The sequence below is a fragment of the Marinobacter sp. C1S70 genome (genome assembly GCF_000475355.1).
GTDB classification, from domain to species: Bacteria; Pseudomonadota; Gammaproteobacteria; order Pseudomonadales; family Oleiphilaceae; genus Marinobacter; species Marinobacter nauticus.
This window is the reverse complement of sequence record NZ_AXBW01000011.1, coordinates 62,651-77,554: the sequence shown is the minus strand read 5'-3', so window position 1 is coordinate 77,554 and position 14,904 is coordinate 62,651. Positions and strand designations below refer to the sequence as shown.

Genomic DNA, 14,904 nt, shown 5'->3' with positions numbered 1-14,904 from the left:
TGCGTTGAGGCTATCACGCCGAACTCTCTACACACTTAATTTAATAAACAGTTAGCGCCAGCAAATACGTTGACCAAATAGTTAACCTACCTTAGAAATACAAAACAAGACCCACCTTTATACAGTCCTCATAACTCTCGACAACTGCACCATCAACCCAGACCGCAACTGCCTTTGCGGTACCTCCGGCGCTGCTACCAAAGCGAACCTCGGCCTCACCGTTGCTGGACAGTTTTACGATTCCGGACACCGGGCACTCCAGGTTGGAGGAAAACTCCACCGGATCCGGAGTCTCCAGCTTCATGTAACCACCAATCGCCGAGCCGACAATGGTGGCGCGAACCGCGTATTCTGAGTCTACGTCCGTTCCCGAGTCCCGATTCTGAGCGTCGGCAATGGCGACGTACCGGTTACCCAGCATCATCTCATATCGTTTGATATCCCGAACGTAGCGCCAGCTCGTGACTCCACCATTTTCATTCAGATAATCGCTCAAACGAAGTGCGCCACTGAAACGAAGCGACTCACCTGTGCGCTGGATTGTTCCGGACAGATCGTCCCTGTAGGAACTCTTCCAACTGGCAGCTGTTTCGGTTTCATCGATCAGGGCGCTTTCGTAGAAGGTGCTGCCACTGATTACAACAGGGCCATGGGTCGGGGTATCCAGTACGCATCTGTAGAATCGAGTGGTCTCCTCCAGGGAGTTCTCGGTTTCTGTCCAGCGGATTTCCAGGTTACCACCACCCGCGCATGGGTAGGCGCCCTGATCCAAGATCGACATCTCTTGAATTGCCGACGTGTACTCACCAATAATTGACCACCCCAACGCAAGATCGTCACGGAGGCTTATCAGCCCTTCGGTACCGCTATCGCTGGTTATCGATACGGATTTTTGGGCAAAGTTCTTGTTGTCGTAGCTCAACTGAGGTCCAGTCTGCACCTCAGGCAGATAATAAAAGCACCATGGGCAACACGGGCCCCCATCCAATACGGCTCAACTGGATCATGTTCTTTCCTTTTTTCTTATGATTTCAGGCTTATTCTTCAGGCGCGATCACTGCCATTCCCGAGGCGATACAGTCTGTGCGCTTCTGGTTGCGGCATTGATGAAAAAGACGGGATAACTCTTGCAGGAATTGCGCACTCGTAGCGGCGACATCCGGTGTCGTCTAGTCCATATCCGGGCAGTGATGTCTAATCATGCGACATATCGTTAGGTCGCGAAAGGTTCAGGCGGGGGCAGACTCAAAAGTCGTGGACTGGTTCATGGTTCTGGCGCTACCAGCTATCACCCTCTTTTTTATCTTTCGCGTCCTGTTCTGCTTTGCGCTGACGAATCTTCTCAAGCTTTTCTTTGGGGATTTTCATATTCGCCCCATCTCTGAGTAGCAGCAGGCTTCCCACAATCATCGCGAATGCGGCGAGTATAAACAGCCAGCCAATCATTGGCATGTTGATATCTCCTTGAGGTGGCTTTTCATCAGTGTACACCCTCAGCGCTCACTGTCATCAATGTGCCTTGAGGTACAAGCGCCTTGTCGATACTTTCCCCGCTCCGTATCATTGCCGGCAATCATCTTGGATCTTCTCCTTCCGGATAAAAACGCCGATGCGCAAACAGTTTGATGTCACCGTAGACCAGAGCATGACGGCTGTGGATGCGCTTGCAGGCGCCTCGGGCCTGCCCAAGCAGCGCATCAAGGATGCCATGGCCAAGGGCGCGTGCTGGTGGACACAGAAGGGAAAGCAGGTACGTTTACGCAAGGCCAAACGGGAACTGAAACCCGGCACCCGTATTCAGCTGTTCTACGATGATCAGGTGTTGGCGCGCAAGCCGGAAACACCGACGCTGCTGGAGAACAAAGGACGTTACAGTGTCTGGTTTAAGCCCCACGGGCTGTTATCACAAGGGTCTCAATGGGGCGACCACTGCAGCCTGCTGCGCCTGGCGGAAATCGAACTGAACACACCCTGCTTTCTGGTACACCGCCTGGACGCCGACGCTGCAGGTCTGATGCTGATTGCCCATGACGGCAAGGCTGCGGCGGCCCTTTCAGAATTGTTTGCCGGGCGCGCCATGACCAAGATCTACCGGGCGCGGGTCGCCGGCAACCTGATGGCGGATGATCTTCGCCTCGACACGCCACTGGATGGCAAGGACTCAATCAGCCGCGTGACGACACTGAGCCGGGATGAGGAATCAGACACAACGGACGTGCAGGTACGAATCGAAACCGGCCGTAAACATCAGATCCGACGGCACCTGGCCGGCATTGGTCACCCGATTGTCGGGGATCGGCTATATGGCACGGCCAATCCGGCCGGCCTGCAGCTTACCGCTGTTGAGCTGGCCTTCCAGTGCCCCCTCACCCGTAAACCCCAGGTATTCAGACTTCCGGAACAGCTGCCATAAACAAGAAAGGCCAGCGTCACGGCTGGCCTTTTTCCAAGCGATGATGGACGCTCAGACGTTGTAAAAATCCCGATACCAGTCCACGAAGTTGGCAATGCCCTCTTCCACCGTGGTAGACGGCTTGTACCCCACATCGTTGATCAGGTCATCGACATTAGCGTAGGTTGCCGGCACATCGCCCGGCTGCAACGGCAGCAGATTCTTCTCAGCTTTTTTGCCCACCCGCTCCTCAATAATCTCGATAAAACGGGACAGCTCCACCGGGTTATTGCTGCCTATGTTGTAGATGCGGTAAGGCCCCTTGCTGGTGCCCGGATCCGGCTGGGCACCGCTCCAGTCCTGGTTCGGCTGGGCTACGTTGTCCAGAGTGCGGATAACGCCTTCGACGATGTCGTCGATGTAGGTGAAGTCCCGCTTGTGATGGCCGTGATTGAACACGTCGATGGGCTCACCGGCCAGGATCTTTTTGGTAAAGATAAACAGCGCCATATCCGGCCGGCCCCAGGGGCCGTAAACGGTAAAGAAGCGCAGCCCAGTGGTGGGCAGGTTGTACAGATGACTGTAAGTATGGGCCATCAGCTCGTTGGCTTTCTTGGACGCCGCGTACAGGCTCAGCGGGTGATCCACGTTATCATGCACGGAGAATGGCATGGTCTCATTAGCCCCATACACGGAGCTGCTGGAGGCATACACCAGGTGCTTGACCTCGTTATGACGGCAACCCTCAAGGATGTTCATGAACCCGACCAGATTGGCATCCACATAGGCATGAGGGTTTTCCAGGGAATACCGGACTCCGGCCTGGGCTGCCAGGTGCACTACCCGTTCGGGCTTATGCTCACGGAAAACCGCTTCCATGGCCTCGCGGTCGGCCACGTCCTGGCGTACTTCGGTGAAACCGGGCTTGTTCAGCAGCCGGGCCAGGCGCGCTTCCTTGAGGTTGACGTCGTAATAGTCGTTGACGTTGTCCACGCCGATCACTTCATCGCCACGATCGAGCAAACGGTGGGCAAGATGTGAGCCGATAAAGCCGGCGGTTCCCGTAACGAGGATTTTCAAGATCTGTTCTCCATGAAAAATGGCGCCCGAAGGCGCCTTTTAGCAGTCCTGGTCAGAACGCCACGCCGACACTGGCGAAGGGTCCGGACATTTCCACATCCAGTTTGTCATCATCGTCTTCATAGTCTATGGCCATCTGGCGGTAGCCGGCCCGCAGCTGCAGCATGGCAAATTCGTACTGGCCATAAGCATTGAAGTCGTGCAGGGAGTCGCCGCTGTAGCTGATGAAATTGCCCTCGGCACCTACGGACACGCCAGTTAACGGCAGGTCAAAACGGGCGGCGAGGTAGCCCATAGGGACGACGGCGTCGACGGAGGTTTTACTGACATTGGCAATATCATTCACGTCCCGCAGAACCAGCTCACCATCAAAATTTCTGGCGGTCAGGCCCAGATCGAGATTCACCCAGTTATCAAGCACTTCGTAGTACAGGGTGACATCGAACTGATCAATATCGAGATCAGATTTAACATCCGTGTTAACAATACCGTCGAATTCTTCCGGCCCAATCTCACCACGCCCACTCTGGGAAATACTGGTGTAATTCAACCGTACGTTCGGCAGCACCGGGATCGGATGCTCGAAAAACGCCGTGAAGTTCGCGTTGCTGTCGCTGTCGAGGTTGAGATCCTTTTCGATATCAACGGCCGAGTCCTTGTTGACCACTTCGCCGGAGAAATCGGAGTCCCAGTAGCTAACGTTGGCGCCAACGCCCAGTACATCAGCATTGGCCAGCGGCGCGGCCAAAGCCAGTGAGCCACCTACAACAATCATCAGTTTACGCATAACGCACCCGTTTTTTGTGGTTGTATTGCCCGGTCAGTCAAACTTTATGCCGAGACGACGACCGACTTCTTCATAGGTTTCGATCACTTCGCCAAGGCCCTGGCGGAAGCGATCCTTGTCCATCTTCTTGCGGGTTTCCTTGTCCCAGATACGACAGCCATCGGGACTGAATTCGTCACCCAGAACGATCTGGCCACCACTGCGGCCAAATTCCAGCTTATAGTCCACCAGCAGCATGCCGGCGTCGTCAAACAGTTTTTTCAGTACGTCGTTGACCTTATAGGTCAGCTCTTTCATCCGGGCCAGCTCATCGGCCTTGGCCCAGCCGAAGCTGACCGCCAGGGATTCGTTCACCATCGGATCGTGCAGCGCGTCGTTTTTCAGAAAGAGCTCAAAGGTGGGCGGGTTCAGCTCCAGACCCTCTTCCACGCCAAGGCGACGGCACAGGCTGCCCGCAGACACGTTGCGCACCACACACTCAACCGGGATCATCTCAAGCTTCTTGACCAGGGACTCGGTATCAGACAGCAATCCTTCGAAATGGGTAGGCACTCCGGCCGCTTCCAGCTTTTCCATGATGAAAGCATTGAACTTGTTGTTCACCATGCCCTTGCGGTTCAGCTGTTCTTTTTTCTCTCCGTCAAAAGCAGAGGTATCGTCCCGGAACACCAGAACAAACCGCTCAGGATCGTCCGTGCGGTAAACCGATTTTGCCTTGCCGGCATAAAGCTCTTCGCGCTTTTCCATTACTTTCTCCAAACGGCCGGTGGCCACGGCCACCCCGTTAATCAATACAGATGTTCAAAAAGTTGGGTGAGCAGATCTGCTGAACTGCGCTCACCCTCGTAGCTGGCGTGCTGCTCGGCAGTAACGCTCATGGCGTCGGCACCCTGCTGAATCCGGATTGTGTGGGTGTGGACCGGCTTTTCAGCATCACTGAACCACGAGAACCAGCCCGGGCTGCGTTCGTCTTCCGTGCGGAAATCCACCTGCAACCAGCCTTCGCTCCGGTTCAGATCCAGTACCGGCAGCCCCATTTCCTCCAGGGAACGATTGACCTCTGCCCAGGTGCGGCCGAAGTCCAGCTCTACCCGAATGGCAACCGCTTCTTCCTGTTCAGACTGCAAGCGTACCAATGGCTTGGAGACCATGCCCGAGGCCGCCCGCGAGAAGGATTTGTTGTCCTCACGCTGTTTGAGGAAATCCCCCAGCTCGGCCAGCAGTACCCGCTGGTGTTGCTCGGAGGTTGCATCGGCACCGGTGCCACTGTCCCAGGGCAGAAGCTCTTCCGGAGCTTGCTCCAGCTCCAGAATACGGACGCGGATTTCGGTGGTTTTACGCCGGATGCCAGGGGCCAGGCGGGCCTGCATCACCACCTTGGGTTCTGTTGCGGTCGGATTATCGGCGAGCCCCAGCAGCGTTCGGCTGCGCTTGCTGAAGTTTGCCAGTTCACTCTGGAGAATCCCCAGTTGCGGGCTGTCATGGGCAATGCCCAGGCCGCTTTCATTCATCCAGGCACTAACCACGGGCCAGAGTCGGCCCGGCACCTCATTGACCAGCAACCAGATACGGCCGTCCAGCTCTTCAATCACATAGTTTTCATCCAGAATCTCGGATGTCATATCTGGCGGACGGGGAATCGACGACGGGTAAAGATTGCGGGAATCGGCCGTGTTGATCGACCGTATCGGCATGGTCTCGCTCAGTCGGGAGCTGTCGAGACCTTCAGGCACCTGAATCGGCTCGCCTTCCGGCGCGTTGACATAGCCTTCGGAACGATCATTTATGAAACTGCAACCGGCCAGGGCACTGGCAAGTACCAGCGCCGAAACAGGTCTAACGAACAAAACGGTTTTCTTACGGGCTCTTGCAGGAACCTGCATCGGGTTACTCCGGTTAACGGTAACGGTGGCCTCAGAGAACACCTGAGGCCTTGAGCGCGTCTTCCACCTCGCCGTGGAACTTTTCACTGAGCGGCGTCAGTGGCAGACGGATGCCCTCACCGATCATGCCCATGCGGTACAGCGCCCATTTTACCGGAATCGGGTTGGCTTCCAGGAACAGCTTGCGATTAAGCGGCATCAAAAGCTCATTCAAGCGGCGGGTTTCGTCTTCGTTGCCCGCAATGGCCGCTTCACAGAGCTCAGCCATGGCTTTCGGAGCAACGTTGGCCGTTACCGAAACATTACCTTTCGCGCCCGCCAGCATCAGATCCGCCGCTGTGGCGTCGTCACCGGAATACACCGCAAGGCGGCCACCCAGGGCTTCGATCAGCTCGGCGCCACGGGGAATGTTCCCGGTCGCGTCCTTGATACCAACGATATTGGGGATATCGGCCAGGCGAACCACCGTCTCGTTCAACATATCGCAGGCAGTGCGGCCCGGTACGTTGTAGAGAATCTGGTTCATGCCCGGTACCGCTTCCGCGATGGCCTTGAAGTGCTGATACAGGCCTTCCTGGGTCGGCTTATTGTAGTAAGGCACCACGAGCAGACAGGCATCGGCACCGAGTTTGTGGGCTTCGGTGGTCAATTCAATGGCTTCGCGCGTACTGTTACCACCGGTACCGGCAATAACGGGAATCCGGCCGTTTACACGTTTTATGATGTGCCCGATCGTCCGGATGTGTTCCTCCGGATCCAGGGTTGCGGATTCGCCAGTGGTGCCCACAGCAACAATGCCATGGGTGCCGTTTTCGATATGAAAGTCCACCAGCTTGTCCAGATCCTCCCAGTGAATATCACCGTTTGGATACATGGGCGTGACCAGTGCGACAAGGCTACCCGTAATCATAAAAGCTCCGTCCGAATAAAACCGATATGGTAATGTTGGGCTCGAACTGACACAAGGGAATTAAAGGAGATGTCATGTCATCCGTAGCATTGAATCAACCCGTGCCAGAATTTCAGGCTGAGGCCACTGGCGACCAGACCGTTCGCCTGAGCGACCTGAAAGGCCGGAACATCGTTATTTATTTCTATCCGAAAGACAATACACCGGGCTGCACCACCGAGGGCCAGGACTTCCGGGACAGAATGGAAGCCTTTGCTGCCGAGGACACCGAGATTTTCGGCGTCTCGCGGGATGGCCTGAAAGCCCATGATAACTTCCGGGCGAAATACAGCTTTCCGTTCCACCTGATTTCCGACAAGGACGAATCCCTGTGCAAGCTGTTCGACGTCATCAAGCTCAAGAAGCTTTATGGCAAGGAGCACCTTGGCATTGAACGCAGCACCTTTCTGATCGACAAGGAAGGCGTGCTGCGCAGGGAATGGCGCGGCGTCAAGGTAAAAGGGCACGCCGACGAGGTGCTGGAAGCCGTCAAGGCCCTTTAACGCCCTATTCCGCAATGGCTGGTGGCGGAGGCGACTCCTTCACCGGCCAGGCCGCGAAAACCGCTTTCAGCATCGTCGCCAGTGGAATCGCAAAAAACACGCCCCACAAGCCCCAGATTCCGCCAAAGAACAACACGGCAACAATAATCGCCACCGGGTGCAAGTTGTTCACTTCCGAGAACAAAATCGGCACCAGGACATTGCCATCAAGCGCCTGAATAATGCCGTAGATGACCATGACCCAGATAAAATGGCTGCCCCAGCCGAACGCAAACAGGCCGATCACTGCCACTGGAATGGTGACCACCGCAGCGCCAATGTAGGGAATCACCACGCTCAGCCCCACCAACAGGGAAAGCAATGCCGCATAGGGCATACCGAGAAACTTGAAGGCGACATAGGTGACGCCACCGACAATCAGAATTTCCACCGCCTTGCCGCGGACATAATTGGCGCACTGCAGGTTTACTTCATGCCAGATGCGAACCATCATCGGCCGCTGCGGAGGCAGCAGACGGGCGAAAGAGTTCACCAGAACCCGGCGGTCTTTCAGGAAGAAAAACACAAGGATAGGCACCAGAACCATGTAGATCAGCAAGGCCACAAGGTCCGGAATGCTGGACAGTGAGAAGGACACCAGCCATTGAGTCAGGTGCCCTACTTCCGCCGATATCTGCTGATACATGGTGTTCACAGATTCGACTGAGACCAGATGGGGGTATTGCTCGGGCAGGACTTCAAGATAGGACTGGAGCTCCCTGATAATCCGGGGCGCTTCGCCGGCAAGGGTACTCAGCTGAGTCCAGATCAAAGGCAACAGGCCGAAGATAAAACCCACCAGCACGCCCAGGAACACCACAAACACACCTATCACGGCGATCAGCTCAGGCACACCCATCCGGTTCAGTTTCGACACCAGGCCCTGCAGAATGAACGCGACAATCAGGGAAGCGATGGCCGGCGCCAGCATGGCCCCGAACCAGATAATAAAGACGGTGCCAGTCACCAGCAGCAAAAACAGGATGACGGCTTCTTCGTCTGAAAAATATTTGTGGGCTAGACCGCGTAGAATTCTGACCATGAATGACTCCGGAAATTAACCGCCGCACTTTATCACGAAACGGTATTCCCCATTACTCTCCGATTGGCTGACAAGGGTATGGGCCGACAACGCAAGCCAGGCGGGTATGTCCCTCAGTGAGCCGGTATCCGTGGCGAGAACCACCAATTCCTCCCCGGGCGTCATGGAGTTGAGTTCCAGCTTGGTTTTCAGCAGCGGCATGGGACAACGCAGGCCGCTGGCATCCAGGGTTCTGTCAGCCATAATCAGCATTTACCATTACGTTTCATACAGTAATCAGGCAGGCATTATGCCGCTGGTGTTACTCTATTGCATCACAAGAGTTGGTAATACTCCGGAGAACTTGCCGGCTGCCGCCTTGTCAAACGGGCAACACGAATTCGAGGCATCCTCAGACATATGAAGTACCAGAACGAAGGCCAACACCGCTCACCCTGGGCCCTGATCGTTTTTCTGGCCCTCACCATGGCGGTCACCAGCCCGGCCACACGCGCGCAGTCGTCAGACCTGCCAAGCATCGGCGGTAGCGGTGGCCTGATTTCCGGACAGATGGAAGCCGATATTGGCCAACAGGTTATGGCCTCCATTCGCCGTTCAGCCCCGCAACTTCAGGACCCACTGGTCTACGACTACCTGAGCGCGATCATTTATCGTCTGGTGCCGTCCGCACCGCTGGATAATCGCGACCTGAAACTGGTGCTGATTGACAGCCCGGCCATCAACGCTTTCGCCGTGCCCGGCGGCGTGGTAGGCGTAAATGGGGGCCTGTTTCTGAACGCCGCCACCGAACAACAGTTTGCCTCGGTCCTGGCCCACGAACTGGCCCACCTCAGCCAGCGCCATTTTGCTCGCCGAATGCAGCAACAGGAAACCAGCGCTCCGTTAACCCTGGCCGGCATGATCGCCGGTATCGTGCTTTCTGCGGTTACCCAGTCAGACATTGGCATTGCCGCCATCGCCGGCACCCAGGCCATGGCTGTGCAGAACATGCTGGCCTACAGCCGCTCCCACGAACAGGAAGCCGACCGGGTTGGCATGGACATCCTGGCCAGTGCCGGCATGGACCCGAGAGGTATGCCCGAGATGTTCGAAATCATGATGAGACAGAACCGCCTGCAGGGAAATCGCCTGCCGGAATACCTTTCCACTCACCCGCTGACCCAGAACCGGGTTGCCGACACCCGCAACCGGGCCGAACAATACCCTGATACCCGGGTGCAGGACGGACAGGAATATCACCTGGTTCGCAGCCGCCTGCAGGTGCATTACAGCGAATCCCCGGAAACGGCGATAGAAACGTTCGAGGCTTACCTGGCCCGGGAAGACGCCCAGCGCAACGATGCCATTCGCTACGGCCTGGCGGTGGCTTATCAGGAAAGCCGGCGCTATGAGAAGGCGGAGCAGCTAATGCGGGAATTATTGAAAGCCAACCCCGGGCGCATCACGTTCCAGGTATCACTGGCGGAAGTTCTGCTCAGCCAGAAACGTTTTGCCGACGCCAGAGCGCTTATGCAGGAGGCCCTGGCGCGCAATCCCGGCAACTATCCAATAACATCCACGCTGGCGGCCATCGAGATTGCCGATGGTAACGGCGCCGCCGCTGCCGACTACCTGAGGGAGCTGACTCGCCGCCTGCCCAGCCAGGAGCAACTGTGGCTGAGACTGGCCGAAGCCGAAGGTATGGCGCGAAATATTGTCGGCGTACACCGGGCGAGAGCGGAATACGATGTACTGATGGGCGATCTGAAATCAGCACAGCGGCAATTGCGCCAAGCCCAGGAGAAACTGCCGGCCGGCTCCGCCGAACGCCAGGTGGTGAGTGAGCGCCTTGGTGAGCTGACTAACCGGCTTCAGGCGCGCGAAGCCGGTTAGGAATAACCCCGAAGCCTTCAGGCGTTGCCGGCAGCCTTGAGGTTCATGTTGGCGGTGAAGTCCAGCATCCGGCGCAGCGGGCGCAGCGCGTCTTCTCGCAGCTCGTCATCCACATGCACTTCCTGGTCGCCATGCTCAAGCACGTGCAGCAGATTCTCCAGACCGTTCATGGCCATCCAGGGACAATGGGCACAGCTTCGGCAGGTTGCGCCGTTGCCCGCGGTGGGCGCTTCAATCAACGTTTTGTTGGGCGCCAGCTGTTGCATCTTGTAGAAAATGCCGTTGTCGGTTGCAACGATAAACTCTTCGTTCGGAAGCGTTTGCACCGCATGAATCAGTTGCGAGGTTGAACCGACCACATCCGCCATCTGTACCACCGCATCGGGTGACTCCGGGTGCACCAGGATTGCTGCATCCGGGTACAGAGCCTTGAGGTCTTCCAGGCCACGGTACTTGAATTCCTCGTGCACGATGCAGGAGCCGTCCCACAGCAGAACGTCTGCGCCTGTGGTTTTCTGTACATAGCCGCCCAGGTGTTTGTCTGGCGCCCACAGGATTTTTTCACCTTTGGCGTCCAGATGCTCAACAATGGCCTGGGCGCAACTGGAGGTGACCACCCAATCGGCCCGGGCTTTCACCGCAGCCGAGGTGTTGGCATAAACCACGACGGTGCGATCCGGGTGCTGATCACAGAACTCGGAGAACTCGTCTGCCGGGCAACCAACATCAAGCGAGCAAGTTGCCTCCAAAGTCGGCATCAGAACCTTTTTCTCCGGATTCAGAATCTTTGCCGTCTCTCCCATGAAACGAACGCCGGCAACGACAACGGTGGAGGCCGGGTGTTGGTTACCGAAGCGCGCCATTTCCAGGGAATCCGCCACACAACCACCGGTCTCTTCTGCCAGCCGCTGGATGTCCGGGTCGGTGTAATAATGCGCTACCAGAACGGCATCCTTCTCCTTCAGAGCCACCTTGATCCTGGCCTCGAGATCAGCTTTCTCTGAGGCGCTCAGGGGCTTGGGCTCCGCCTGATGGGCGAGATGTTCCTGAACCAGAATGCGGTCTTGCGCTTTAGTCATCACTTATTCTCTGATTGACGTTAACGGCCAGAGTATATCACTTCTGCCTTTGGTTTCATGATCCTGCAATGTGGGTATGCCAGGTTGCAGGATAGCGTCCGTCCTGTGGGTATAGGTGGGTTCTTGCGGGCAAAAAAAAAGAGCCTTTCGGCTCTTTTTTCCGCAAACCCCGTGGTGACGGCTTGCCTTGTTGGTGGGTCGTGAAGGATTCGAACCTTCGACCAATTGGTTAAAAGCCAACTGCTCTACCAACTGAGCTAACGACCCCTAACTGGCTGTGCTGGCTTTTCATCCAGCGAACGCGCGGCCAAAACCTCGCACTCTGAATTTGGTGGGTCGTGAAGGATTCGAACCTTCGACCAATTGGTTAAAAGCCAACTGCTCTACCAACTGAGCTAACGACCCAAACGAGGCGCACATATTACTGATATTTTTTTGGTGATCAACCCCTTTTTTTCATGGTCGACCAACTTTTTTCAATGACCGATCAAGATCCGTGCAAGTTGACCAGATACCGATCAACCCTGGGCGGAATCAAGATACTTCTTCGCCAACTCTGCCGCCCCTGAATCGGGGTACTGTTCGACAACGGAGGTCATCCGACGCCGTGCCTCGTCTTTTTCGCCCAGGCGATCCAGAGTCACCCCCAGCTTGTACACAGCGTCCGGCGCCTTGCGATGATCACTATAGCGCGTCGCAACGATGGTAAAAGCCTGACGGGCCTGCTCCAACTGGGGTTTCGCCAGATAGACTTCACCAAGCCAGTAATAGGCATTAACGGTGAGGTCGCCCTCGGGATAGGTATCCACAAACTCGTACAGGCGGGTTATCGCCGTGTCGTAGTCTTTCTTGTTGCGGATAAGGTCGATAATGTCGTTATAGGTTTTCTGCTCTTCCGGTTCCGGCGAACGATACACCCGGGTCGGCTTCAGTCTTCCACTGTCTGCTGAAGCTCCCGCTGCAGCCGGCTGCTGTGCAGCACTGGCCCCGGACTCGACGGCCTTGGACAGCTCCAGTATCCGCTGATCCAGATCCACATAGCGGTCCCTGCCCTGCTGTTGCAGGCGACCAATCTGGTGCTGCTGTTCTTCAACCTGGCCACGCAGGTCTCGCACTTCGCGCTGCAGTTGCTGAATCATGTAGAACAGCTCTGCCGTGGCCTGGTTGTTGCCAGCCTTACGCTGGGCCTCGGAGCTGTTGTTCTGGAATGCGGGTGTGGACGACTGTGCATGGGCGACTCCCGCCAGGCCAAGGCCCAGCGGGATCAGCACGGCCGCCATGAGCTGTTTTCTCATGGATACGTCCGTCTAGGTCGGTTTTACTGGAATACCAGCTCTACGCGACGGTTCTGTGCCCAGGCACTTTCAGTGGAACCACGCACGGCCGGCTTTTCTTCACCATAGCTTACGGTTTCAATCTGGCCACGGGAAGCGCCGTTTACGATCAGGAAGCGCTGTACGGCATTCGCGCGGCGCTCACCCAGAGCCAGGTTGTATTCCTTGGTGCCACGCTCATCCGCATGACCTTCCAGGCGTACCTGCTGACGCGGGTTGTCCGCCAGGTAGCGGGCGTGGGCAACCAGTACGTCACGGGCGTCCGGCTTGATTTCGGACGTATCGAAATCGAAGTAGAAGGTGGTGATGTCACGCAGGGCTTCCTGCTCGGCTTGCTCCTGAGCGGCCCGGCGCTCGTCATCAGTCAGCTCGGAGGCGGAAACGCCGGAGCCATCCGCACCACCGTAAACGGTAGAACCGCCATCCTGATCAATCGCGGCCACGTCAGAACCGTAAGCACCCTCTTCCATGTTCTCACCGGTGGAGCTACAACCAGCAACCAGGCCGGCGGACAGGAGCATGGCAAACGCTTTTGTAGAGAAAGACATCTTCATCACGTTATTTCCTCTTTTCAGGTCTTCGTTGAATTAATTCAGTTCAGTACATTTTCAGCGGGTAACCGGCCCCCAGGCCGGCTCCCGCACTTCGCCCTCGGAGGCCGGCAGGCTATACGCCGCACCTCCGTCTGCGGATACCACGGTCAGTACGCCTTCCCCGTTCTGACGGGTTGCGTAGATCAGCAACCTGCCATTGGGAGCCACACTGGGTGATTCATCGGAGCCGGTGCGGGTAATAACCGTCTCTTCGCCGGTCTCCAGGTTCGTTCTGGCAATATGGAAGGCACTGTCGCGCTGATGAACGTAATAGACATAGTCACCCGTGGGGCTCGGTCGCGGCCTTGCGTTGTAGCGACTGCCAAAGGTAATTCGACGCGGCTCAGCCCCCGGGCGTTCCATGTGATAGAGCTGCGGACCACCGGAGCGATCAGAGGTAAAGTAGATACCCCGGTCGGCATGGTCCCATGCGGCTTCGGTATCAATCGCCCAATGGTCGGTCAAACGCGTCAGATTGCGGCTGGCAAGGTCCATTCGGTATATCTCGGCGTTACCGTCACGGGAAAGCGTCATCAACAGGGAACGGCCATCGGCCGACCAGGCCGGTGCCGAGTTCAGCCCCGGGAAGTCTGCGACCTTCTGGCGCTCACCGGTAGCCAGTTCGTGGACAAAAATAACCGGCTTGCCCGTCTCAAAGGAAACATAGGCCAGTTTCTTTCCATCCGGCGACCAGGCCGGTGACAGAATCGGCTCCCGGCTTTCCAACCGGACTTTGGAGCGCTTACCATCCACATCGCTGACCTGAAGCCGGTAACGGGTCTGCTCGCCCTCACCAGACACGGTGATGTAAGCCAGCTTGGTGGAGAATACACCGGGAGCTCCGGTAATAGCCTCATACACCCGGTCACTGATGTGGTGGCCCAGCGATCGAAGGTTAGAGGCAGGAACTGCCGCCGTTTCACCAAGAATCCGCTTCTCCTGGTTAACATCAAACAACTCGTAGCGGGCCTGAATCCGATCACCATTGCGGGTCAGCTGCCCAACCAGCACATAGCGCTGCCCCAGCATGCGCCAGTCCCGGAAATACACCTCGGAGCGCTCAGAGGGAAGGCTCAGCATTTTTGATGGTTCTAGCGGACGAAACTCACCACTCATGGTCAGATCTGCCTGCACGATACTGCCCACCTTGTCCCCGGCGGGCATACTGCCACTCTCTGCGAACGGTACAACGGCAATCGGAATGGCCGATCCCGCACCTTCGGTAATGCGGATCAACAGTTCCGCCCGGGCGCCCAGGGATGCCGTCAAAAACAGCACCAGGCAGGCAATAACCGGTGTCTTCAGAAAGCTACCAGAGCAACGGGATCTGCTTTTCATAAACATTATCAAC

General features: G+C 56.6%; 16 protein-coding genes and 2 tRNA genes. 3 read left to right on the top strand and 15 right to left on the bottom strand.

Going from position 1 to position 14,904, the window contains the following annotated elements; genetic code table 11:
* Window positions 1–91 precede the first annotated feature (91 nt).
* Together Q669_RS02460 and Q669_RS19205 are read right to left on the bottom strand one after the other, a co-directional pair.
* Window positions 92–781, bottom strand: a complete 690-nt coding sequence (locus tag Q669_RS02460) for a hypothetical protein (RefSeq protein ID WP_227501045.1) — start codon at window positions 779–781, stop codon at window positions 92–94.
* Window positions 782–1,278: 497 nt separating this feature from the next.
* The gene (locus Q669_RS19205; RefSeq protein WP_011785168.1) at window positions 1,279–1,452 is read right to left on the bottom strand and encodes a DUF2897 family protein; all 174 of its coding nucleotides are present in this window, start codon (window positions 1,450–1,452) and stop codon (window positions 1,279–1,281) included.
* Window positions 1,453–1,609: 157 nt separating this feature from the next.
* Between Q669_RS19205 and Q669_RS02455 the strand changes: the two genes are divergently transcribed.
* Window positions 1,610–2,413 carry an RluA family pseudouridine synthase gene (locus Q669_RS02455; RefSeq protein WP_022991096.1) on the top strand — a complete coding sequence of 268 codons (804 nt, stop codon included), beginning with the start codon at window positions 1,610–1,612 and terminating at the stop codon, window positions 2,411–2,413.
* 51 nt (window positions 2,414–2,464) lie between these two features.
* On the opposite strand, the gene Q669_RS02450 is transcribed toward Q669_RS02455, so the two are convergent.
* The 5 genes from Q669_RS02450 to dapA all read right to left on the bottom strand — a co-directional run bounded on the left by Q669_RS02450 (window position 2,465) and on the right by dapA (window position 7,052).
* Window positions 2,465–3,472, bottom strand: coding sequence for an NAD-dependent epimerase (locus Q669_RS02450; RefSeq protein WP_022991095.1), 1,008 nt, complete (start codon window positions 3,470–3,472; stop codon window positions 2,465–2,467).
* Between the two features lie 52 nt (window positions 3,473–3,524).
* Window positions 3,525–4,259: a TIGR04219 family outer membrane beta-barrel protein gene (locus Q669_RS02445; RefSeq protein ID WP_022991094.1), complete on the bottom strand. Its 735-nt coding sequence runs from the start codon at window positions 4,257–4,259 to the stop codon at window positions 3,525–3,527.
* Between the two features lie 33 nt (window positions 4,260–4,292).
* On the bottom strand, window positions 4,293–5,006 hold the full coding sequence (purC, locus tag Q669_RS02440; protein WP_011785172.1) for a phosphoribosylaminoimidazolesuccinocarboxamide synthase: 714 nt from the start codon (window positions 5,004–5,006) through the stop codon (window positions 4,293–4,295).
* Window positions 5,007–5,047: 41 nt separating this feature from the next.
* Window positions 5,048–6,106: an outer membrane protein assembly factor BamC gene (gene bamC / locus Q669_RS02435; RefSeq protein WP_227501044.1), complete on the bottom strand. Its 1,059-nt coding sequence runs from the start codon at window positions 6,104–6,106 to the stop codon at window positions 5,048–5,050.
* Between the two features lie 67 nt (window positions 6,107–6,173).
* The gene (dapA, locus tag Q669_RS02430) at window positions 6,174–7,052 is read right to left on the bottom strand and encodes a 4-hydroxy-tetrahydrodipicolinate synthase (protein WP_022991091.1); all 879 of its coding nucleotides are present in this window, start codon (window positions 7,050–7,052) and stop codon (window positions 6,174–6,176) included.
* 74 nt (window positions 7,053–7,126) lie between these two features.
* Here dapA and Q669_RS02425 point away from each other — a divergent pair, with 74 nt between their 5' ends.
* Window positions 7,127–7,594 carry a peroxiredoxin gene (locus Q669_RS02425; RefSeq protein ID WP_022991090.1) on the top strand — a complete coding sequence of 156 codons (468 nt, stop codon included), beginning with the start codon at window positions 7,127–7,129 and terminating at the stop codon, window positions 7,592–7,594.
* A 4-nt stretch (window positions 7,595–7,598) separates the two neighbouring features.
* Here Q669_RS02425 and Q669_RS02420 read toward each other — a convergent pair whose 3' ends face one another.
* The gene (locus Q669_RS02420) at window positions 7,599–8,675 is read right to left on the bottom strand and encodes an AI-2E family transporter (RefSeq protein ID WP_022991089.1); all 1,077 of its coding nucleotides are present in this window, start codon (window positions 8,673–8,675) and stop codon (window positions 7,599–7,601) included.
* 15 nt (window positions 8,676–8,690) lie between these two features.
* Window positions 8,691–8,918: a sulfurtransferase TusA family protein gene (locus Q669_RS02415; RefSeq protein ID WP_036148574.1), complete on the bottom strand. Its 228-nt coding sequence runs from the start codon at window positions 8,916–8,918 to the stop codon at window positions 8,691–8,693.
* A 156-nt stretch (window positions 8,919–9,074) separates the two neighbouring features.
* Here Q669_RS02415 and Q669_RS02410 point away from each other — a divergent pair, with 156 nt between their 5' ends.
* Window positions 9,075–10,547: a M48 family metalloprotease gene (locus Q669_RS02410; protein WP_022991087.1), complete on the top strand. Its 1,473-nt coding sequence runs from the start codon at window positions 9,075–9,077 to the stop codon at window positions 10,545–10,547.
* A 17-nt stretch (window positions 10,548–10,564) separates the two neighbouring features.
* On the opposite strand, the gene nadA is transcribed toward Q669_RS02410, so the two are convergent.
* The 6 genes from nadA to tolB form a co-directional block, all read right to left on the bottom strand.
* Complete coding sequence (gene nadA / locus Q669_RS02405) at window positions 10,565–11,626, bottom strand: quinolinate synthase NadA (RefSeq protein WP_011785179.1); 1,062 nt, start codon at window positions 11,624–11,626, stop codon at window positions 10,565–10,567.
* A 191-nt stretch (window positions 11,627–11,817) separates the two neighbouring features.
* A tRNA-Lys gene (locus tag Q669_RS02400) sits at window positions 11,818–11,893 on the bottom strand.
* Window positions 11,894–11,955: 62 nt separating this feature from the next.
* A tRNA-Lys gene (locus Q669_RS02395) sits at window positions 11,956–12,031 on the bottom strand.
* 113 nt (window positions 12,032–12,144) lie between these two features.
* Window positions 12,145–12,921, bottom strand: coding sequence for a tol-pal system protein YbgF (gene ybgF / locus Q669_RS02390; protein ID WP_022991086.1), 777 nt, complete (start codon window positions 12,919–12,921; stop codon window positions 12,145–12,147).
* Window positions 12,922–12,944: 23 nt separating this feature from the next.
* A complete protein-coding gene (gene pal / locus Q669_RS02385; RefSeq protein ID WP_011785181.1) occupies window positions 12,945–13,514 on the bottom strand; it encodes a peptidoglycan-associated lipoprotein Pal in 570 nt (189 codons plus the stop codon).
* Window positions 13,515–13,568: 54 nt separating this feature from the next.
* Window positions 13,569–14,891, bottom strand: a complete 1,323-nt coding sequence (tolB, locus tag Q669_RS02380) for a Tol-Pal system beta propeller repeat protein TolB (RefSeq protein WP_031210512.1) — start codon at window positions 14,889–14,891, stop codon at window positions 13,569–13,571.
* Between the last annotated feature and the right edge of the window lie 13 nt (window positions 14,892–14,904).